This is a genomic window from Bacteroides sp. (genome assembly GCF_028690125.1).
Taxonomy (GTDB): Bacteria; Bacteroidota; Bacteroidia; order Bacteroidales; family Bacteroidaceae; genus Bacteroides.
Genome location: NZ_JAQVBV010000052.1, coordinates 1 through 22,674 on the forward strand (window position 1 = coordinate 1; position 22,674 = coordinate 22,674).

The 22,674-nt window shown below is 37.3% G+C and carries 17 protein-coding genes; 9 read left to right on the top strand and 8 right to left on the bottom strand.

The window, feature by feature from the left end; all coding sequences use genetic code 11:
• The first annotated feature begins 33 nt into the window (after positions 1–33).
• Both bamE and PHO71_RS22430 read left to right on the top strand, forming a co-directional pair.
• Complete coding sequence (bamE, locus tag PHO71_RS22425; protein ID WP_300207795.1) at positions 34–354, top strand: outer membrane protein assembly factor BamE; 321 nt, start codon at positions 34–36, stop codon at positions 352–354.
• 40 nt (positions 355–394) lie between these two features.
• On the top strand, positions 395–1,573 hold the full coding sequence (locus tag PHO71_RS22430; RefSeq protein WP_300207797.1) for a hypothetical protein: 1,179 nt from the start codon (positions 395–397) through the stop codon (positions 1,571–1,573).
• A 22-nt stretch (positions 1,574–1,595) separates the two neighbouring features.
• Here the strand turns inward: PHO71_RS22430 and PHO71_RS22435 are convergent, their stop codons facing one another.
• The 3 genes from PHO71_RS22435 to PHO71_RS22445 form a co-directional block, all read right to left on the bottom strand.
• The gene (locus PHO71_RS22435; RefSeq protein WP_300207800.1) at positions 1,596–3,542 is read right to left on the bottom strand and encodes a biosynthetic peptidoglycan transglycosylase; all 1,947 of its coding nucleotides are present in this window, start codon (positions 3,540–3,542) and stop codon (positions 1,596–1,598) included.
• A 73-nt stretch (positions 3,543–3,615) separates the two neighbouring features.
• Positions 3,616–4,644 (bottom strand): peptide-methionine (R)-S-oxide reductase MsrB, encoded by a 1,029-nt coding sequence (gene msrB, locus PHO71_RS22440; RefSeq protein WP_300207802.1) that lies wholly within the window; start codon positions 4,642–4,644, stop codon positions 3,616–3,618.
• Positions 4,645–4,694: 50 nt separating this feature from the next.
• The gene (locus PHO71_RS22445; protein ID WP_300207805.1) at positions 4,695–6,518 is read right to left on the bottom strand and encodes a HAMP domain-containing sensor histidine kinase; all 1,824 of its coding nucleotides are present in this window, start codon (positions 6,516–6,518) and stop codon (positions 4,695–4,697) included.
• A 572-nt stretch (positions 6,519–7,090) separates the two neighbouring features.
• Here PHO71_RS22445 and PHO71_RS22450 point away from each other — a divergent pair.
• Positions 7,091–8,071: an ROK family protein gene (locus tag PHO71_RS22450; protein ID WP_300207807.1), complete on the top strand. Its 981-nt coding sequence runs from the start codon at positions 7,091–7,093 to the stop codon at positions 8,069–8,071.
• A gap of 433 nt (positions 8,072–8,504) precedes the next feature.
• Here the strand turns inward: PHO71_RS22450 and rplS are convergent, their stop codons facing one another.
• A complete protein-coding gene (gene rplS, locus PHO71_RS22455) occupies positions 8,505–8,855 on the bottom strand; it encodes a 50S ribosomal protein L19 (protein ID WP_300207809.1) in 351 nt (116 codons plus the stop codon).
• Between the two features lie 463 nt (positions 8,856–9,318).
• Between rplS and PHO71_RS22460 the strand changes: the two genes are divergently transcribed.
• From PHO71_RS22460 to PHO71_RS22470, 3 genes are read left to right on the top strand one after another with little or no spacing between them, the layout of a single operon-like run.
• A complete protein-coding gene (locus PHO71_RS22460) occupies positions 9,319–10,125 on the top strand; it encodes a 5'-nucleotidase C-terminal domain-containing protein (protein ID WP_300207811.1) in 807 nt (268 codons plus the stop codon).
• 45 nt (positions 10,126–10,170) lie between these two features.
• Positions 10,171–10,995 carry a bifunctional UDP-sugar hydrolase/5'-nucleotidase gene (locus PHO71_RS22465; protein ID WP_300207830.1) on the top strand — a complete coding sequence of 275 codons (825 nt, stop codon included), beginning with the start codon at positions 10,171–10,173 and terminating at the stop codon, positions 10,993–10,995.
• On the top strand, positions 10,992–13,994 hold the full coding sequence (locus PHO71_RS22470; RefSeq protein WP_300207814.1) for a glycoside hydrolase family 3 N-terminal domain-containing protein: 3,003 nt from the start codon (positions 10,992–10,994) through the stop codon (positions 13,992–13,994). The genes PHO71_RS22465 and PHO71_RS22470 overlap by 4 nt, the downstream gene beginning before the upstream one ends.
• A 98-nt stretch (positions 13,995–14,092) precedes the next feature.
• Here PHO71_RS22470 and PHO71_RS22475 read toward each other — a convergent pair whose 3' ends face one another.
• Together PHO71_RS22475 and PHO71_RS22480 are read right to left on the bottom strand one after the other, a co-directional pair.
• Positions 14,093–14,719: a porin family protein gene (locus PHO71_RS22475; RefSeq protein WP_300207816.1), complete on the bottom strand. Its 627-nt coding sequence runs from the start codon at positions 14,717–14,719 to the stop codon at positions 14,093–14,095.
• Positions 14,720–14,734: 15 nt separating this feature from the next.
• Positions 14,735–15,367 (bottom strand): DUF4136 domain-containing protein, encoded by a 633-nt coding sequence (locus PHO71_RS22480; RefSeq protein WP_300207818.1) that lies wholly within the window; start codon positions 15,365–15,367, stop codon positions 14,735–14,737.
• Between the two features lie 132 nt (positions 15,368–15,499).
• On the opposite strand from PHO71_RS22480, the gene PHO71_RS22485 reads away from it, so the two are divergent.
• A complete protein-coding gene (locus tag PHO71_RS22485; RefSeq protein ID WP_300207821.1) occupies positions 15,500–16,804 on the top strand; it encodes a S28 family serine protease in 1,305 nt (434 codons plus the stop codon).
• A gap of 397 nt (positions 16,805–17,201) precedes the next feature.
• Here the strand turns inward: PHO71_RS22485 and PHO71_RS22490 are convergent, their stop codons facing one another.
• Positions 17,202–17,561 (bottom strand): winged helix DNA-binding protein, encoded by a 360-nt coding sequence (locus tag PHO71_RS22490; RefSeq protein ID WP_300207823.1) that lies wholly within the window; start codon positions 17,559–17,561, stop codon positions 17,202–17,204.
• Between the two features lie 35 nt (positions 17,562–17,596).
• Positions 17,597–20,029, bottom strand: a complete 2,433-nt coding sequence (locus PHO71_RS22495) for an FAD-dependent oxidoreductase (RefSeq protein WP_300207826.1) — start codon at positions 20,027–20,029, stop codon at positions 17,597–17,599.
• A gap of 127 nt (positions 20,030–20,156) precedes the next feature.
• Between PHO71_RS22495 and PHO71_RS22500 the strand changes: the two genes are divergently transcribed.
• Positions 20,157–21,497, top strand: a complete 1,341-nt coding sequence (locus PHO71_RS22500; protein WP_300207828.1) for a sigma-54 dependent transcriptional regulator — start codon at positions 20,157–20,159, stop codon at positions 21,495–21,497.
• A 472-nt stretch (positions 21,498–21,969) separates the two neighbouring features.
• A complete protein-coding gene (locus PHO71_RS22505) occupies positions 21,970–22,194 on the top strand; it encodes a winged helix-turn-helix domain-containing protein (protein ID WP_300207829.1) in 225 nt (74 codons plus the stop codon).
• Positions 22,195–22,674: the final 480 nt, after the last annotated feature.

A 22,674-nucleotide genomic window follows, 5' to 3' on the forward strand; every position in this document is an offset into this window, starting at 1 on the left:
TAAGCTATCAATATTCATTAAAAAGATATGATTATGAGAAATATACATGCTGTTTTGTTATTCTTGGTACTTATTTTGAGTAGTAGTTGTGCATCTTATTATGTTTCCGGTAAGAAAGTGATGGAAGTGCAGAAAGGCATGACGCAACAAGAGGTACGACAGCTTTTGGGGAAACCTGATTATCGACGGTTTGAAGGCGATCTGGAAGAATGGGAATTTCGTCGTGATAAAGGAACTCCACTAACTCCGACACCTATGACGATTATAATTCAATTTATGGATGGTGAAGTGGTAAGTATGGATACTTTTAGTGGCTATGGTAGGCCTGCATTACCTCTGCCGCCTGCTATATAAAAAAATGAGTTTTAAATAATAAATAAGAGGAGGTTGAATCATGAAGCGAATATTATTTTTACTCTTTGCTATTGGTCTGAGTGCCAGTATGACTATGATGGCTTCTATGAGCACTAGCAAAGTGCGTAAGGAGACACGTTTCCTTACTGATAAAATGGCATATGAATTGGACTTGAATACTCAGCAATACAATGATATCTATGAAATCAATTATGATTTTATATATTCTGTCCGTAATATAATGGATTATGTAGTGCGTGGAGATGAATGGGCAGTAAACGACTATTATGAAGCTCTGGATATCCGTAATGATGATCTTCGTTGGGTATTGAATAATTCGCAATATCGTCGATTTATGGGAGCCGATTATTTTTATCGTCCGATTTATGTTACCGGGGGAAGATGGAATTTCCGGATTTATATTAACTATCCGAATCGAGGATTGTTTTATTTTGGTGTGCCTTATCATTACCGGACTTATTGTGGAGCTCATTTTCGTCCACACCTCCATCATGTAAGTTATTATAGGGGTAGATATAATGACTTTGGACATTATCCAACACCACATAGAGTGAGAGACCAAAGAGTATTCCATTCTTATCGTCGTTCGGATTTTGGTTCGGTGCATTTCCGTCCTAATACTTCTGTTCGTCCTCATAATGTGCCAACTCGTCCGGGAGTCTCTGAACGTCCAGGAGGATCAAATCATCAGCGTCCCGAATCTGGGCATAGACCCTCTGCACCGAGTAGACCTTCGACATCTAATAGGCCCTCACCGTCTGAACGTCCTTCTACTTCTGGTAGACCTTCGACATCTAATAGGCCCTCACCGTCTGAACGTCCTTCTACTTCTGGTAGACCTTCGACATCTAATAGGCCCTCACCGTCTGAACGCCCTTCTACTTCTGGTAGACCTTCGACATCTAATAGGCCCTCACCGTCTGAACGTCCTTCTACGTCTAGCAGACCTTCAACTCCATCTAGAGGAGAATCGTCTCGTAAAGATGTAGTTCCAAACAGGAGTGAAAATAATAAAGAGCGACCTACTACGACAACGAATCGGGAAAATAATCGTGGAAGTAGCAGTAGTCGTGGTACCAGTAGGGAAAATGTTTCAAAAGGTTCAACCGAAAGACGTTCGTCTAATCAAAGTACGAGAAGTAATAGTAGTCGTGGTTCCTCTCGTTCTTCGGAGAGGGAAAATAGCACAAGAAGATAACCTATCTTTTTTATTGATATATTTACTCCTCAGCGGAAGGAGAACTAGACTCCGGCTTGTTGCCGACTAGACTGTTCCGGGCTTGGCCCGTTACTTGGATGTCGGGGCGGATATTATCCGCCTCGATTTCACTTATTAACCCTTTCTTGGCAAGGCGTCCGGCAATAAGTTTATAATATCCTTCCATACTTTCTTTCAACTGTCCGTTGTCGGCGAATGAACTACGGAAATGTTTAGGCTTTGGGATTATAGAAGCCAAAAAAATACTTTCTTCTATAGTCAGTTGGGAAGGGCGTTTGTTAAAGTAGAAGGAGGAGGCTTCTTGAATACCATAGATCTGCGGTCCCCATTCTGCGATATTCAGATAAACTTCGTACATCCTTTCCTTAGATGTTAGTCTTTCTGTCTCTATCAACCATACAATTAATGCTTCTTCTAGTTTACGTGCAAAATTCTTGTTACGGTTTAAGAATACATTTTTTACTAATTGCATTGTGATTGTACTTCCACCACGGGCAAAGCGTCTCACTTGTAGATCATAGATGAGTGCTTCACGCAATGCATCTGGTAGAAATCCTTGATGATAAAAGAATGCACCGTCCTCGCTTTGTAGTACGGACATTTGTAATATAGGAGAAATACTATCTAACGGGGTGAAATGTTCCCACGAAGTACCGATCGGGAAAGTACGTACAGGAACTCCATTTTCATAAGCTGTATAACTGAATTCATCAGACATTTTAGAAAGAGGGGTAGTTCCGTATTTGATAATTCGAAAATCTTTTTCTTTCAATTCTGATTCTATTTTTAGACTATCTATCTGAGCAAAATCAACATCAAATAGAAAATGGTAGGCTAATTCTCCACTCGTTTTTATATTTTCCAAATTATTGAATAAACCTCTTGGCAAAGAACTGAATAAATTATCTGCAGGGAACCAGGATTGATTAACCGATGCTATGAAATGCCAATATTCTTTTTGCTTTTCAGCATATAAATACGGATGAAACTGAAGTTTATTAAATATAACAGTAGTGGTGCTATCGAGTTCCAAAGCATTCTCACCAATGTTCATTTGATAATCCAATTTTCCTTGGTCCAAGTGAATGATTTCCGGGGAAAGAGCTTTATGGTAAACATCCAGCCCATTTACCTGAGCTTGTCCGTTGAGGCGCACTTGATTTCTGTCTAGAATGTCTTTGGTTAGACTGTATGATAAAGTGTCAAATGTGACTTTTGCTCCAAATCGTCGGGTAATATAGGGTAGAGAAATCTTTTTTGAGTCTGATGAGTAAAGATTGATTTTTAAGGTGTTATCATGTTGTTTGAGTTCTCCATTCACCGTCCAATGCTGCGATAGAGTATCCTCTTGTATATTGATATTCGATTGAAAATGATTCTTTTTTATGATGAATGAAGGTAGAATAATGGAAACGAAATTTTTATTCTTTTGTTCTGTAATACAGATATGGTTTAGCTTTCCGTTTTCGGGTAAAAAACCAAAGCAGAGGTTTAGAAGTTTATTGATTCTTTCTGAATAGTTAGCTTCATTTACTCTTGCTTGAGGAAGTTGCTCTGTGCCTTTTTTAAAAAGGAAGTCATAATTAGCTATCGAATCCTGTTTGATAAAGGCAAGTGATAGATCGTTCACTGTCACATGACGTATTTCTATTTCGCGAGTGAGTAGCTTCCAAAAGTTAAGTTTGACAATTGCAGATTCTAATGTAAGAAGAGTATCCCGTTGGTCTGGCACAATTGATAATTGTTGGAGTATGATTTTGTTCAATCCTTTCATCTCCATTTTATCATAATAAATTTTGAGTCCATGCACCTGCTCGATTCGGCCAATGCGTTTACCGACAATATTCTCTAAAAGAGTGTTACGATATAAATAAATACTGATGAGGCAGATAAGTATTCCCCCACCAACAGAAAGTAGGAGAATCTTTTTTTTATTATACTTTTTCATCGTTCGCCTTTGATAATAAATCAGGTACAAAGGTAGACAATATTCTGTTGATCAGTATATGAACCGTTCTTTTTTATTTGACAAGGGATAAATAATCTCCATAACCTTCCTCCTGCATTTTATCTTTTGGGATAAATCGCAATGAGGCACTATTAATGCAATAACGAAGTCCACCTTTTTCTTTCGGACCATCTGTAAATACATGACCTAAGTGAGCATCACCAATTTTACTACGTACTTCTGTTCGCACCATTCCATGAGTTGTATCCAATTTCTCATTAATTAGATTTTTTTGAATAGGTTTGGAAAAACTAGGCCATCCACAACCGGAATCAAATTTATCAGTAGAAACGAATAATGGTTCTCCAGTAGTAATATCCACATAGATACCTGGGCGATGTTCATTCCAATATTCATTATGGAACGCAGGTTCGGTTGCATTCTTTTGAGTTACAGCATATTGTTCAGCTGATAACTTTTTACGAAGAACTGTATCGTCCGGTTTCTGATAAACTTTTATTTGGGGAGTATTGGCTTTACGTGCAATTTCAAATAAAGCCGGATTGATATGGCAATAACCATTTGGATTCTTATCAAGATAATCTTGGTGGTAAGTTTCTGCCGGATAGAAGTTTTCCAGAGGCTTTACTTCGATCATTATCGGGCGTTTATACTGAACAAACAGTGTTTGTATAGCTTGATTGATAATGGGGATCTCTGCTTTATCCGTATAATAAATACCTGTCCGATACTGTGTTCCCCGATCATTTCCCTGACGATTAAGACTGGTGGGGTCTATTGTTTGAAAATATAAATCAAGTAACAGACTCAAACTTACAGTTTCGGGATCATATACGACTTTAACAGTCTCTGCTGCATTTGTTTTTCCTGAACAAACTTGTTCATAAGTGGGATTTAGAATGTTACTGTTGGCATACCCTACTTGGGTATTTTCTACCCCTCTGATTTGTTTCAGAAAGTGTTCTGTCCCCCAGAAACAACCTCCTGCAAAATAGATTTCTGCTTGCTTTTTCATTGGTCCGGCAATTCCTAAAAATACATTATTAATTATCAGAATCACTAAAATGATAAACTGTTTCATATTCATTGGTTCTTTTTATAATAACGAATGAACCGGTCAATATGTTTATGCTATTTTTCTATAGAAATAATCTTGCAGGGTAATGTAAACCAGAATGTACTTCCTTTTCCTAATTCGGATTTTATGCCAATTTTGCCATCCATCTTTTCTATAATGCCTTTGCATATTGACATTCCTAATCCATTACCCGGAGTGAAATCATCTATTTTTTCAAAACGGGCAAATACTTTGGACAGGTTTTCGTCTGCAATTCCTTTTCCTGTATCTTCTACAAAAAAACGTAATCCATCTACAGTATGCTCGAATCCGAAACGTATATAACCTTTTTCTGTGAATTTTACGGCATTACTCAGAAAGTTCGATATTGCTTGTGCCAGTCTGTAGCGTTCGGTATAAATAACGCATTTCTTATCAGGCAGTTCACATTGTAATGCTATTCCTTCTTTTATTTTAGGCAGGTATTCATGTGCTAGATCTCGGCTTATTTGGACTACGTCAGTCTCGGAATAATGGAAATCTAATTGTCCGGACTCAATTTTAGACAAATCGAGAATATCGCTGATGAGTTGAAGTAAAAGAGCATTATTCGTTTCGATGATTTTCATATATGTATGTGCCTCTTCCTTATCATCTGCATAAGCTAATTGGCTTGAAAAACCTACAATCGCATTGAGTGGTGTACGGATTTCATGACTCATATTCGCAAGAAATGCACTTTTTAAGCGGTTGGATTCATCGGCCTTTTCTCGTAATCTTTTTTGCTCTTCCATCATATGTGCCTTTACAGTTGTAATTCGTTTATAATAGAGCATTTGCAGAAATAAGATCAAAATGATTCCCAATATCACTAATGCACCAACAAAGAGTTGCCAAAAATAAGTTTCTAGAAATGATGCTTCTTTGTTATATAATACAGTATCAGATGGCAATTGTGATTGAGCAATGTTAGTTTTTAGCAATGTTTTATAATTAATATAATACTTAGGTACCGAAGGAGTGGCTTGAAACTTCCGGCTATTGTCTATGCCTTTTGAAAGAACTTCGTAGGTCAATTCGGCAAGATCATTTCCTAAATCTTCAGCTGTGACAAAATATCCGCCTAAGTAGTTTGGATTGGTGGTTCCCTGATCATTAATTAAATAAAAGAATTTCGAATGTTGCAGTACCAATTCATTATGAAGCATAGAATAGGCATGAGAATAGTGGTGAATGTCCGTATACCAGCCAGAAGAGATAATAGCATAACTATTATCGTGAGATATGAGAGAGTCTACAAGTTGCGTTGTAGTTAGCTCGCTTCCATATAAAGGATGAAATTCTTTGAAACCAACCTCGTGTGCTATCTTTTGGAGATAAGGTGTCAGAAAACGGAAATTATAACGATTGTCATATATATAAGCGATTCGACTGACTTCCGGTTGAAGCTGCCGTATAAGTTGTAAATTCTCCTTGAAGTAATCTTTTACATAATATCCGGTGACGCGAAAATCTCCAAATGATTTTGTTGTATTACGAATATCCTTGATGTCTTTAATGTCTTGTGGGATAATGTGGCTATAATCAATATAGCTATTTTTTATACTTCCTAATACTATTGGAATATTCTTCCATGTTTGGGGGCAAGAAGTAGTGTAAGTTATCCATGCTTCGTTGCCAATGATAACTACTATATCAGGTGCATTTTTATAGGCTTCAAATAGCTCTTTCATCCAGCTTTCCCATTCATTAAAATCGGTGGAAGATTCACTATCCATATATTCAACAGTAATTCGGCAGTTTAACTCTGTATTTAATTTATGCGATAAAGTGTTGATGATGATTTTACTATTTTCCTTATCAGGGAAGTAAGAACTGATTAATAAAATATGCTTCATATCTATTTCCTTACTGACAGCGTAATGGGGAGTTGCTATACAGAAAAAGAAAAGAACTATACACATTGAACGTAAAATAGTTTGAGACATTGAGCTCGTTAATTTATTATTGTTTATAAAGGACATTTAGAAGATATTCTACGATTATGAATCAATTATAAGAAATGCTATAGGCAATCTACATATTCAAAAATAGCCAAATGCATCTGGTACAAATACTATTGGAACTAATACATTCTCTACTTTCTATTACTTTCATAAGTAGTTATTTTGAATATTATCGGATGCTTATTATGAATATTTTCGAAATGTAATATTAATTATTTAAATTATGTTCCAAATAGCAAAAATAATAAGAAACTTTAATGATATATTATTTCTTCGAAATTGGGCTTAAGGAAAAGAAATAGTAGGGAAGTAGAGACCTTTTTCATCATTTTGTACTTGTGAGTTACGAAAAGTTGCAAATGAGTTGCACTTTTTTCAGAAAACATTTTGTAGACTCAATCTTCTTTACGTAATTTGTGTGCAACAAATTTAGTGATTAACTAACCCTTTTAAATAAAAGTATCATGAATTCAAACATGGAAAAGCCCTACGTAGTAGGTATTGACATAGGCGGAACGAACACCGTCTTTGGAATTGTAGACGCACGCGGAACTATTATTGCTAGTAGCTCAATCAAAACAGCTGGTCACCCGACAGTAGAGGAGTTTGCTGAGGAAGTATGCAAGAATTTACTTCCATTGATTATTGCTAATGGTGGTGTAGATAAGGTCAGAGGTATCGGTATTGGTGCTCCGAACGGTAACTATTATACAGGAACTATAGAGTTCGCTCCGAACCTGCCTTGGAAAGGAATCCTTCCGTTGGCTGCCATGTTTGAAGAAAGATTAGGTATTCCTACTGCTTTGACGAATGATGCAAATGCAGCAGCTATTGGTGAAATGACTTATGGTGCTGCTCGTGGTATGAAAGACTTTATCATGATTACACTGGGGACTGGCGTAGGTAGTGGTATTGTAATCAACGGTCAGATGGTATATGGTCATGATGGCTTTGCAGGTGAGTTAGGCCATGTAATTGCTCGTCGTGGTGGACGTCTTTGCGGTTGCGGTCGTAATGGATGTCTCGAAACTTACTGTTCTGCTACTGGTGTAGCACGTACAGCTCGCGAATTACTAGCTGCTCGTACTGATGAAAGTTTGCTTCGTAATATTCCTGCTGAAAATATTACATCTAAAGATGTATATGATGCAGCGGTGCAGGGTGATGCCTTAGCTCAGGAGATATTTGATTTTACAGGTACTATTCTAGGTGAATCTTTGGCAGATGCTATTGCATTCTCAAGTCCCGAAGCAATTGTATTGTTTGGTGGTCTTGCTAAATCGGGTGATTATATCATGAAGCCGATTCAAAAATCAATTGATGACAATATTCTGAATATCTATAGAGGAAAAACAAAGTTGCTTGTTTCTGAATTAAAAGACTCTGATGCTGCTGTACTGGGTGCCAGTGCATTGGCTTGGGAGTTGAAAGACCTGAAAGAATAATATCAATTTTTATAATAGAGGTAATGGAGATCCCTGGGAGCGTGTAGGTTCCAGGGATTTTTTTGTTTTATACTATTTTATTAAATGAATATTTGTGGAAAATAAAACCGACTATCTCACTTGGTGCAAATTTAGTATTTTATATTATTATCGTGTTTTTGTGCACGTTTTTATTAAGTTTTAGTTCGAAGGAGAAGATAATATTATAGTTTTTCATGTCTGTCCTGTTATTTTGTTTAGGTTGCAGCTATAAACAGTATAATAAGATACAATTTATTAAGCAAAAATTAGAAGAGCTTATAAAAAAATGACTATTTAAGAGGGAAAATCTTGAATGTTAGATATTACGAGGTAGTAGCAAAAGTTGAATAAAATAAAAGAGAAGAAATTTTTTTGAAATTTCTTCTCTTTTATTTCGAATCTTGGAGTTTGATTAATTAACTCTTTTTTCTTTGATTCTAGCTTTTTTACCGGTAAGAGCACGCAAGTAGTACAATTTAGCGCGGCGAACTTTACCTACCTTGTTTACTTCGATGCTGTCGATAGCCGGTGATTCGATCGGGAAAATTCTTTCTACGCCTATAGTCCCTGACATTTTACGTACAGTAAAACGTTTTTTCTCTCCGTGACCAGCGATTTTGATAACAACACCACGGTACAACTGTACACGTTCCTTGTTACCTTCAATAATACGATATGCTACTGTTACAGTATCTCCTGCTTTGAAGATTGGGTGCTGTTTGCCGGTAGCGAATGCTTCTTCTGCAATTTTAATTAAATCCATTGTTATTATTATTAAATTGTTTTATCGTTACAACGCAACATACCAAGTAACTCTTATCTTGACAGCGATTGCGCGAAAGCGGTGCAAAGTAACGAATTATTTGCCAGATAGCCAAATGTTTCGCATATTTCCTTCCTTATCTCCTCCTATTTCTTTGCTCATTTGAGTGGAATGTCTGGCACTGAAATCATGCAATTTATTTAAATCTCTTTGATGTGCCCTCATATATGTTATAATATTGGGGTGGAAAACGCCATTACTATCACTATTTAGTTATTGGGGGTTAAAAAGCGACCATCTTTCTTCCAAATACTATCATTATTCTGTAACATTCTGTATTTAGTTGGCCATTAGTACGCTGAATGTTTTCAGGTTCGGATAGAAATCTCTGGTATTCTTCTAATTTTATTCGCTTTTTACATCGTTTTTTCATAAGTTTGTAGCTTCAACAAAATGAATAAAAATGAGACAAAGTTATACTATACTTATTCCGGGAGTTCTTTTGGCAGGTTTGATATTATTTACCTCTTGTCGTGCTACTCACAAAACGAGTCAGGCTAATTATGAGGTTGCTAAAATTGAAGGTAGCAGAATTTGTATGGATTCAACATGGGATGTTAATTCTGATACAAAGGCAAAAGCCATTCTCAACTCATATAAAGAGAAAGTGGATAAGATGATGTATGAGGTGATTGGTGTCAGTGAAATGAAAATGGATAAAGGACGCCCTGAAAGTTTGCTTTCTAATTTGGTTGCAGAAGTGTTGAGAATATCTGCAGATTGTGTGTTGAAACATCCTGCTGACATTGGAGTAATGAATATGGGTGGACTGAGGAATATCCTTCCGGCTGGTAATATAACAGTAGATGCAGTGTATGAAATACTTCCTTTTGAGAATTCTCTTTGCGTATTGACAATGAATGGAGCAGAAATAAAAAATTTGCTGACGGTGATTGCTTCTCAACATGGGGAAGGATTAAGCGGAGCACAGATTGAAATTACAAAAGATGGAAAGCTGTTGAACGCTACAGTTCAGGGCAAACTAATTGAAGAAAATAGGGAGTATACGGTAGCCACTATTGATTATTTAGCTGATGGAAATGGCGGACTTACTCCGTTTCTGCAGGCAGACAAACGCGAATGTCCGGATAGTGCGACATTGCGTGAACTTTTTCTTAAGTATGTAAAACAACAGACTGCCTCTGGAAAGAAAATAACTTCTAAATTAGACGGACGTATCACTATTGTTCCGGTTCCGGCTCAAAAATAAGGAGAGAGAAGAGATTAAATGTTAAAAATGAAATCTAAATATTATATGACTATTCGTAATTATATTATTTCTGTTTTTTTATTGTTGCCTGCATTAGCGTGGGGACAGGAAACGAAGAAGCTAATTTTATTGCAGACCAGTGACGTACATAGCCGGATAGAGCCTATTACTCAACAAGGAGATCCAAATTATGGCGAAGGAGGATTTGTTCGTCGGGCTACCTTTCTTTCTCAGTTTCGCAAAGATAATCCTCATGCGCTATTATTTGATTGTGGTGATATTTCCCAAGGTACTCCTTACTACAATATATTTAAAGGTGAAGTAGAGATCAACATGATGAATGAAATGGGATATGATGCTATGACCATAGGCAATCATGAGTTTGATTTTGGCTTGGACAATATGGCACGCATTTTCAAGATGGCTAAATTTCCAGTTGTATGTGCCAATTACGATTTGAATGCTACTGTACTCAAAGATATAGTGAAACCATACGTTATTCTTGAACGTTGTGGCTTAAAGATAGGAGTTTTTGGGTTGGGAGTCCAACCAGAAGGGTTGATACAGGCAAATAAATGTGAAGGGTTGATATATAAAGATCCTGTGGCTGTTTCCAACGAAATTGCAGAATTGTTGAAAGAAGAAGGATGTGATGTTATTGTTTGTCTGTCACACTTGGGAATACAGATGGATGAGAGGTTGGTAGCAAACACTCGCAACATTGATGTAATTCTGGGGGGGCACTCACATACTTTTTTGAAAGTTCCCAAAAACTATTTGAATATGGATGGGAAAAATGTTCCTATTATGCATACCGGTAAAAATGGAATTTATGTCGGACGCCTAGATTTGACTTTGAATAAAAGATGAGAATATTGATATTTGTGATGGCTGTATTATTATTTCTTCCTGTCAAAGCTCAGAGAGGAAATGCTCATACAGTTGTAGAGCCTTTGTTACTTTATAAAGCTAATCAAGATGAACAGTGCAAGCAATGGGTGGATTCTGTCATGAATAAGCTTACTCTTAAAGAAAAAATTGGTCAATTATTTATTTATACTATTGCACCTGTTGATACCAAACGTAATCTACTTTTGCTGAAAGACGCAGTTGAAACTTACAAAGTGGGTGGCTTGTTGTTTTCCGGAGGAAAGATGCAGAACCAGGTGGAATTGACTAACCGGGCGCAACGTCTGGCTAAAGTTCCCTTGATGCTGACATTTGATGGAGAGTGGGGACTAGCAATGCGTTTGCGTGGAACACCAGTATTTCCTAAAAATATGGTGTTAGGGTGTATACAAGATAATCGTTTGATTTATGAATATGGTAGGGAGATGGCTCGGCAATGTAAACTGTTGGGTATACAGGCTAATTTTGCTCCAGTGGCTGATGTGAATATCAATCCTGATAATCCGGTGATTAATACACGTTCTTTCGGTGAAAATCCAATACACGTTGCCGAAAAAGTAATTGCATATGCATCCGGTTTGGAAGGCGGGGGGGTACTTTCTGTATGTAAGCATTTTCCCGGTCATGGAGATACAGATGTAGATTCACATAAAGAGTTACCTGTATTGCCTTTTACTCGCGAGCGTTTGGATAGTGTGGAACTTTACCCTTTTAAGGAGGCAATTCGTGCTGGGGTAAGTGGAATGATGGTTGGGCATCTTCAAGTGCCTGTCATTGAACCTATTGGTGGACTTCCATCTTCTTTGTCCCGTAATGTTGTGTATGATTTGCTGACAAACGAACTTGCATTCAAAGGTTTAATTTTTACTGATGCACTCGCAATGAAAGGAGTGGCAGGTAATCAAAGTATCTGCTTACAAGCTTTGAAGGCTGGTAATGATATAGTTTTGTCTCCACGTAATCTTAAAGAGGAAATACCTTCAGTGATTGAAGCTGTGGAAAAAGGAGATATCAGCATAGAAGAAATTGAGGGTAAATGCCGTAAGGTGCTGACTTATAAATATGTATTAGGACTGAAGAAAAAAAAGTATGTACAACTTTCCGGTTTGGGACAAAGAATCAGTACTCCCCAGACGCGTGATTTGATTCGCCGACTAAATTTTGCGGCAATAACTGTCCTAAACAATAAGAATAAGATTCTTCCTTTATATGCCGATACGAGCCAGTCGGTGGCATTACTTGAAGTTGGTGATGTAGGAGAAACGAATCCGTTAGCAAAACAACTGTCGGACTATGTATCTCTATCTCGTTTCCATTTGCAACCAAATTTGACAGAGATACAAGCACAGCAATTACGGGATTCTTTGGCGAATTATAAACGAATCATCGTTGCTGTTAGCGAACAGCGTCTTGCACCTTATCAACCATTTTTTGCAAAGTTCGTTCCTAAGACCCCGGCTATTTATCTTTTCTTTACTCAGGAAAAAATGATGCTACAAATTCAACGTGCAGTAATGGCTGCTTCGGCTGTTGTGTTGGCTCATAGTTATGATGATGATGTTCAGACTCAGGTTGCCAATGTATTATTTGCCAAAGCGACAGCTGATGGAAGACTGTCTGCATCTTTGGGAGGTTTATTTCGGGCTGGTGAAGGAGTTACAATTACTCCACAGACTCCGTCGCATTTTATTCCCGAAGAATATGGTCTTTCTTCTTCTATTTTGCAACGAATTGACTCCATTGCTTTGGATGGTATTCACCAAGGAGCTTATCCTGGTTGTCAGGTAGTGGTGATGAAAGACGGTCATGTGATGGTGGATAAGGCATTTGGCACTCATGCTGGTAAAGGAAGTCCTCTTGTACAATCAACTGATATCTACGATTTGGCCTCTCTTTCAAAAACGACAGGAACATTGCTTGCTTTGATGAAACTTTACGATAAAGGACGTTTCAACTTGACTGATAAGATTTCAGATTATTTGCCTTTTCTCCAACGGACGAATAAGAAAGACATAACAATTCAAGATCTGCTGTTTCATCAGTCTGGATTGCCTTCTGGCATAGCACTCTATTCGGAGGCAATAGATAAAGATAGCTATAAAGGGCGACTGTTTAGCACACGTAAGGATACACATCATCCGGTACAATTAGGTGCTTCTACCTGGGCAAATCCCAATTTTGAATTTAAAAAGGAATATGTTTCTTGCACTAAAAAAGAAGGATATACATTGCAGATTTCCGATAGCTTGTGGCTGAATTCTACTTTCCTGAAAGAGATGGAAAAGAAGATAGTGGAAGCTCCAATGAAATATAAGACTTACACGTATAGTGATGTTGGTTTTGTCTTGTTGCGTTTATTGGTGGAAGAACTCGCTGGTATGTCAATGGACACTTATTTGCAGAGAGAATTTTATCAACAGATGGGATTGGAACGTACAGGATATCTACCTTTACACCGTTTGCCGAAGTCTGTGGTAGTACCTTCTTCCATTGATAACTTCTTACGTAAGACGGCACTTCAAGGATTTGTCCATGATGAAACAGCTGCTTTCCAGGGAGGAATTTCGGGAAATGCCGGATTATTCTCTACGGCTCGCGAGGTTGCGCAAGTTTATCAAATGCTACTAAATGGAGGTGAAATAAATGGCAAACGATATCTAAGTAAAGAAACATGTCAGCTATTTACCACAGAAGTATCTAAAATCAGCCGTCGCGGATTAGGCTTTGATAAACCGGACACTAAAAAACCGAATATGAGTCCATGTGGAACTCATGCTACAGCAAAAGTATACGGACATACTGGTTTTACCGGAACCTGTGCTTGGGTAGATCCGGATAATGGATTGGTTTATGTATTTTTGAGCAATCGTATATATCCAACGGTAATCAATGGAAAGCTAGGTAAGATGAGTATTCGTGAAAAGATACAAGATGTAATTTATGAGGCAATGAAAAAATAAATACTCTTTACTATTAGAAATAAAGAGTGCCCCTTTGCTATAAAAAGCAGAGAAGGGCACTCTTAGTAAATATAAAGTCGAGTAGAATTATTTATTCTTTAGAATGACAAACCAACGCGGAAACCAAAGTTATTCAGTCCATCTACACTATAGTGCAGTACATCAGCTTTATTGGTACCATAGCTGTAGTACAAAGCAAAGTGCAAACCTGGTCCGTAAGCCCAAGGGAATACATTGATACCGATTTCAGGAGAAGCGTAGAATCCCCAGCTGTTTTCTCTGGCTTCCAACATATTGAAATTGGAGCGGATTTTAGCATACTCAGCACCTAATTTAGCACTAACGTAAGGTTGAACCATGCCACCACGATTCCACTGATAACGTGCAGCAGCACCAAAAGGTAACTGGAATATTGTATGTTGCTGGTCAGTAGTTACATCACCTGCACCCAATTTAAATGTTTCGCGAGGAACATACTCATGGTTGCTGTGATAATTTAAAAAGAGTCCTAAACCTAAGTTTGGAGTTACAAAGTAACCGCCCTCAAAGTTCATACCCCAACCGCTGGCTTTGTCGGCAAAATTATTACTCAATGGAACGTTGAATTGCCAGTCTATATTAGCATATCCGTTGTCAGATAACTGAGCCTTAGCCGGCATAGCGAAGGCAATGGCAATGGCTGCCAATGCCACCACCTTGAAATATATATTCTTTTTTGTTTTCATAACAGTTGTAGTTATTTATTTATTAGTAAGATAGGGAGACTGAACGAATGATTGATTTACAGCCTTTATAGCAAGTGCGCGATTGACTGTTTTGGAACCTGTTTCAAATCCCGTTAAGTAGCTAGTCCATACAACAGGAAGTTTCTTGCTATCACCCTGTTCTGCTTTCAGATTTACCATTTCAGTCAGAAATGAGTTGGTGCTATAGCTATATGTTACTGCATATGGGTAGTACCATCCACCCCAATTTCCCCAGTATGAAGGTCCCCAGTAGCCTGGATATCCCCACCACCATTCAGGTTGTGAATAACCGGTGAAATAATAAGTACTGGCAATGTAGCTTACTTGAATACCAAGATCTGCACTTTCCTTATCGGGAGCAGGTTGGTAACCTCTAGCTTCTAAATTTTCCGCATAAGTAGCCAGAATTTGTTCTGCACCTTCTCCTTCCAGATATTCCGGCTCTTTGCTATCAGAGATAACTAATATCTGGTCTGCCAGATAGAATGTACTAAAGCTTCTAAAGTTGGCTTGCTTGTCGTAGTTAGTATACACCAGATAATTGTCATCCAGCTTACCCATGTCCGGGTCTTTTTCGCATGAAGCGAGTGCGAAGACCGCCAATAAAATAGGAATTAATTTCTTCATATCATTTATAATGTTTAGGTTATATAAAAATCGCGCCCTGGTACCTCGGGGCTTTTGTTACAAACAACAAGGAAAGTGTAAAAAGGTTCGCTCAAATGATTATCTTTGCCAAATAATTAACATTCTAACTATATGAAACGCATTCAAATAAATTTTATCGGATGGCTCTCTATCCTGCTGTTCGCGGCAATTATGCCTTCATCTTTATTGGCACAGGAAAGTTTTCTTCAGAAGATTGAAAAAAACACTTCTATTACCGGAATAAAATCGCTCGAAACGAATCGGTTTTCAGAAAAATATGTGATGTTTTTGACACAACCATTGGATCATCGACATCCAGAAAAAGGGACCTTTCTTCAACGCATAATTGTAGGACATATAGGTTTCGACCGTCCCACGGTTATCGTGACTGAAGGATATGGCGCTGGATATGCGCTAAGGCCTCAATATAGGGAAGAAATCTCTGATTTATTCGACGCGAATATGATCTTTGTAGAGCATCGTTATTTTCTGGAATCCACACCTGATTCATGTGACTGGCAATATCTAACAGCTGAAAATTCTGCCGGAGATTTGCATTTTGTCACAACTACTTTTAAAACTCTTTATTCCGGGAAATGGATCAGTACTGGCATTAGTAAAGGTGGACAAACTTCTCTTCTGTATCGGGCTTTTTTTCCTGATGATGTTGATATCTCCGTACCTTATGTAGCCCCTCTTTGTTATGATCTTGAAGATGGTCGGCATGAGCCTTTTCTTCAACAAGTGTCTACGAAAACCGACAGGAAAAAAGTAGAAGATTTTCAACTGGAGGCTTTGAAACGAAAGGATAGTTTGTTGCCACGTTTCCAAAAACTATGTACTGAAAGAAAACACACATTCCGAGCACCCTTGGAAGATATTTATGATTTTTGTGTATTGGAATATTCTTTCGCTTTCTGGCAATGGGGGACACTTATCAGTCAGATACCCGAATCTTCTGCTTCTGATGAAATTATCTTTAGTCATTTATTGGCTATCAGTGATCCAGCTTATTTTGCAGCAGATAGTCCCAATCTGTCTTTTTTTGTACAAGCTACTCATGAACTAGGGTATTATGGCTATGATATTACTCCATTCAAATCTTATCTTTCCATTGAGACAAGCAATGATTATCTAAGGCATTTGATGCTACCGAAAGAATTGGAAGCTATAAAGTTTGATAAGAAACTGAGTAAAAAAATTATCAGATTCTTAAAAAAAGATGATCCGAGAATGATTTTTATTTATGGTGAAAATGATCCATGGACGGCAGCTGGGGTTACTTGGCTGAAAAAGAAAAATAATATCCATGTTTTTATAGAACCTGATGGAAGTCATTTGGCACGGATAGGTTCAATGCCGGAAGCAGAGAAGCAAAAGATTATTTCATTAATTAAAAAATGGCTCGCAGAATAATGAGTTCATTGATATAATGCATGATAATTTTACGTTAAATGATGAGCAGTTTTGGAATGATTGATCTAAAATAGTTTGGTTAGAAGCTCGATTTATAGCAGTTTGAATTAGAAAATTGTAAGAAAATGGTATGTTTTAAATATACGTCCTGAATAAGGAAATTGAGAATATGTGTATAATTCAGTCGCCTTTTTGGGGTATATTTTGTGATGCCAAAAAAGAAAAGTTTAAGAAGTCTTGAATTTAAAAATCACTCTCGTTAAATGTTATAACGAGGGTGATATTTCATTTAGAGAGTTTTTCAGTCTCTCCTCTTAAATGTTTTCAGTTTCTTGAGTATATTCTATAGTAATTAATCTTTAAAAGCTGATATTGCTGACTTATCTTTAAATAATAATTACTTATCTTCAAATAATGGCTTCAGTAAATTCGGAATCTCTACTTTATCCAATTTTAATTCACCCATACGCTGTTTTCCAGTTTGACTTAGATGGAAATACATTTGCCGTCTGTCCTGATTGCCAAGAGTCCTGATAATTAATCCTTTCTCTTCTAATATCCGAAGCATTTTAGATGTGTGAGAAGGACTAAGCTCTGTTTGCTTGGAAAGATTGGTGGCTGTCATTTTTTGAATCGAGTCCTGAAGAGCACATAATAAGATAGCTTCATTCAAAGAAATATTATACGTCTTTTCAAAAGCAATCTCAAAACTGGACATTGCCCTGAATACTTCACGCATTGCACATATTGTTTTCATATACAGCTTAATATTTATTTATTTTAGTTTTACTTTTATATGAACAGGTTGATATTAGCGTTATCAGCACGTTCCATGTAAGTTGCCACTCCGCCAATAGTTACTCCGTCGAGAAGCTCTTCCTGTTTTACTCCCATTACGTCCATTGACATTTGACAAGCAATAAATTCTACATCATTCTCTAAAGCTTGTTGCCGTAGAGATTCCAGAGAGTCAATTCCTTTGTGGTTCATGATATATCGCATCATTTTACCTCCTATTCCACCCATACTCATTTTAGAGAGTTTTAGTTTCTTTGAACTGGAAGGTAACATTAGGCTAAACATTTTTCCGAAGATATCTTTTTTTATATTCGGCTTATGCATCTTTTTTATAACGTTCAACCCCCAAAATGTAAAGAATATCGTCACTCTCTGTCCTGTTGCTGCTGCACCGTTAGCCAGTACAAAAGTTGCTAAAGCTTTATCTAAGTCATCACTGAACATAATAAAGGTTTTTCCTTTGCTGTCACAAGAAGTAACAATATTACATGATTTTGGTTCTCCTTTTTCTATAATAACTACAGATTTTCCTCCTAAAGACTCTTTGGTAATAAGTTGGTTTCCTGTTGAATTGCACCATGCAGCAGCATCGCGAGGAAATCCGGGATCAGTTGCTGTGATTTCCACCCGTTCTCCTGAAGCAAGTGTATCTATTGTCTTTTTCATTTTTAAGATGGGACCCGGACATTGCAGTCCGCAAGCATCTACGCGGATTGTTTTAACTACTTCGTCAGTAGATGAAATCTTTGGGCTTTGTTGTATGGATACATTGTTGAGTATGATAGGAGCCGTAGCTGCACGATAAGTTTTCAATCCCCCCGAAAGATTACGTACGTTCTCAAATCCGTGTTGTACCAAAATCCGATAGGCAAGATAACCTCTTAATCCAACGGCGCAGAAGGTGTAGATTAGTTTGTTTTTGGGAAGTTCAGTCAATCGGTCACGTAGTTCGTCCAAGGGAATATTTACAGCATCTGGAAGAGTTCCTAATGCAAACTCATCTGGAGTACGGACATCAAGTAGGAAATTATTCTCCATTTCAATGTCTCTCAATTCTCGCCAATAAACAGGTTTTACTTTTCCTGTAATTATATTTTCGGCTACATAACCTGCAACAGCTACCGGGTCTTTGGCAGAAGAGTATGGAGGTGCATAACCCTGTTCTAGTTTCATCAGATCGTAAATAGTACCTTGGTGCTTTATAACAAGTGCTATTTCATCAATTCGTTTATCTACTCCATCATAACCAACTACCTGTCCACCATATAATTTACCTGTCTCTTTGTCGAAAGTAATTTTGATGCTCATCGGCATGGCATCCGGATAATAACCAGCATGTGAAGAAGGATGGATCGTACTGGATAAATAATTGATCCCTACTTGGCGTAACCTTTTTCCGGGTAGTCCGGTAGAAGCAACTGTCATATCGAATACCTTAGCAATTGAAGTACCAATAGCACCTTCATAAGAAATCTTACCTCCCAAAAGGTTATCTGCTACGATACGTCCTTGGCGATTGGCAGGTCCGGCGAGATAGTTTAACCATGGTTTGCGAGTGATTGGATGGGGAAATTCGATAGCGTCACCTATGGCATAAATTGACTCATCGGACGTTTGTAAGTACTCATTGACAGCAATTCCACCTGCTTCGCCTATCGTTAATTCTGCGGCGCGTGCCAAGTTTGTTTCCGGGCGTACCCCAATAGATAAAATAACAATATCGGCGGAGATAAATTGCCCATCCTTAAAGAGCACCTTCAATCCTTTACCATCTCTTTCAAAAGAAGCAACTACTTGCCCCAAAAAAAGATTTATCCCTTTATCCATCAAATGTTGGTGAACCAAAGAAGCCATTGAGAAATCGATGGGAGCCATTACTTGATTACCCATTTCTACAATAGATACTTGCGCTCCCTGTAAGTGCAGATTTTCTGCCATTTCGAGTCCAATAAATCCGGCACCGATGACAACTGCCTTACGGGGAACGTGCTGATTGACATATTCTTTGATTCGGTCTGTGTCCGACACATTTCTTAAAGTGAAAATCCCATTTAAGTCAATTCCTGGTAATGGAGGACGAAGGGGAGAAGCTCCGGTTGATATTAATAATTTATCATAACTTTCTTCATAGGTATCTTCACTACTTTGACGTACGGTTACCGTTTTTCGTTTCCTGTCGATAAAGATCACTTCATTTTCTGTCCGTACATCTACACGAAAGCGCGTGGAAAAAGCTTCCGTAGTTTGAACGAATAACTTTTCGCGTTCCTTAATGATCCCGCCTATGTAATACGGCAGCCCACAGTTGGCATAAGATATGTATTTACCCTTTTCCAGAAGAATGATTTCTGCTGTCTCGTTTACTCGCCTTATACGTGCGGCAGTGGTTGCACCTCCTGCAACTCCTCCTATAATTATTATTTTCATATTTTAATAATGTAAATAGTTTCCTGTGGAAATAACAAGGAAACAGGCAGAATTGTTCTTTGATTCATAGAAAAAACTTATATTTGTGCACCCTGTTTTGTCATTCTTCTTTTTTAAAAAACTAACTATGAGTAAAATTCTTATTATTGACGATGAAGTCCAGATACGTAGCCTTTTGGCTCGTATGTTGGAATTGGAGGGATATGAAGTATGCCAGGCAGGTGACTGCAAAGCTGCTATGAAACAGCTTGAAGTTCAAATACCTGATGTGGCTTTATGCGATGTTTTTCTTCCTGACGGGAATGGAGTAGACTTGGTGTTGAATATTAAAAAGGCCAATCCTAACATTGAAGTGATTCTGCTCACAGCCCATGGAAATATTCCCGATGGTGTACAAGCTATTAAAAACGGTGCGTTCGATTATATCACGAAAGGAGACGATAATAATAAAATTATTCCTTTGATCAGTCGTGCAGTTGATAAAGCAAATATGAATGTCCGGCTCGAAAAGCTCGAGAGGAAAGTTGGTCAGATGTATTCATTTGATTCAATTTCAGGTGAATCAAAAGTACTGAAAGATGCAGTTTCATTAGCAAAGAAAGTTTCAACTACTGATGTTCCGGTTTTACTGACTGGAGAAACTGGAACAGGGAAAGAAGTTTTTGCTCAGGCAATTCATTACAATAGTAAACGAAGTAAGCAGAACTTTGTAGCCGTTAATTGTTCTTCTTTTAGTAAGGAGCTTTTAGAAAGTGAAATGTTCGGTCATAAGGCAGGTTCATTTACGGGAGCTATGAAAGATAAAAAAGGACTTTTTGAAGAGGCCAATAATGGTACGATATTTTTGGATGAGATTGGAGAAATGGCGTTTGAACTACAAGCTAAGTTGTTGCGAATACTTGAGACGGGTGAATATATAAAAATAGGAGATACAAAACCTACCAGAGTGAATGTACGTATCATAGCCGCGACAAATCGTAATTTGACAGAAGAAATTAAAGAAGGACGTTTCCGCGAAGATTTATTTTATCGTCTTTCCGTGTTTCAAGTGCATCTTCCACCGCTTCGTGAACGTACGGGTGATATAAAGATTCTAGCTACAGCTTTTACTGAGAAGTTTTCAGAGAAACTTTCTTATGCAGTTACAGAAATGACTCCCGCTTTCTTGCAAGCATTGGAACAGCAACCGTGGAAAGGAAATATCCGTGAACTGAGAAATGTCATTGAACGCAGTCTGATTGTTTGTGAAAATGGATGTCTGGATGTTTGTGATCTTCCTTTGGAAATTCAAAACAATCATTATGAATGTTCGGATGATAGTATTGGGAGCTTTGAACTTTCTGCTATGGAAAGGAGGCATATTGCTCGTGTACTTGAGTATACGAAAGGGAATAAGACAGAAGCAGCCCGTCTATTGAAAATCGGACTTACTACACTTTACCGTAAAATAGAAGAGTATAAAATTTAAATTGGAATTGTAATTGTAATGCTAAAAAATGTGATATTTGAGAGGATTAGAACAGAAAAAAGAAAGATGATATAATCTTTTATTGCTTTTGTTTGTTGTATTTACAAAGTATTAAAAGTATTGCGTTTATTGAGATAAAACTTAGAAAAGCGTTCCATTTTTTTAATTGTAATTGCGATTACTGATTTCTTTTTACCTTAGGGTAATAGTTGTTATTCGTGAAAAAGTAAGAACGTCTATATTGTTATTATATATGCATGGTTGTTCTTCTCTTTTTTGTGTTGTAAAATGGAGTAGTTCTTGTTGCTATATATTAAAGATAAAAGGCTCATTTATTTGTTTTTTGAGAAAAATGGTGTTGTCGATTATCTTGAATAAGATAAAGATCTTTATTTATCGAGCTCTCAGTGATTGATTACTTTTAAACTGCATATATCCTTTTTTAGTATTAATTTTTAATTTTAATCTTACTATGGATAAGAAAATTGTGGGAGCTAACGCAGGAAAAGTATGGCATGCTCTTAAAGAGATTGATAAAATTACTATTCCGGAACTTGCCCGAAAACTCAATTTGAGTGTGGAAAGTACTGCTTTGGCTGTTGGTTGGCTAGCTCGTGAGAATAAGATATGCATAGGACGTAAAAATGGTTTGATCGAACTTTACGATGAGAATCATTTTGCTTTTTCCTTTGGATGAATCTTTTGTTTACAGTACTTTTCTCATCACTAATAATAAGCTGATTTTTATATAATAATAGAGGAGTCGTTTTACAAAGGGCAATCTTTTTAGATTGTTCTTTGTTTTTTTGAAGTGCTCTATTTGAGTTGTTTTTAAGTATAACTGGATTCTAATGCTTCTTTGACAATTTAGCTACAAGCAGTCAGACTCTATGATTAGCTCCTTATTCTTCCACAAGCAGAAATCATTATCATGATTTTGCTATATTAGATTCAGTATGATTTTCCGATACTCTATCCCCCCCCATATTTTCCCTTTATCTGTATAGTATTAATCCGCTGAATATCAGCTATTAATATTCTACCTGATAACTATTAATACCCTACCTGATAACTATTAATACCCCACCTGATAACTATTAATGCCCTTCCTGACAACTATTAATGCCCCACCTTTAAGCTATAAACAGTCTTTTTCCCGCCCGAATATAATCACACT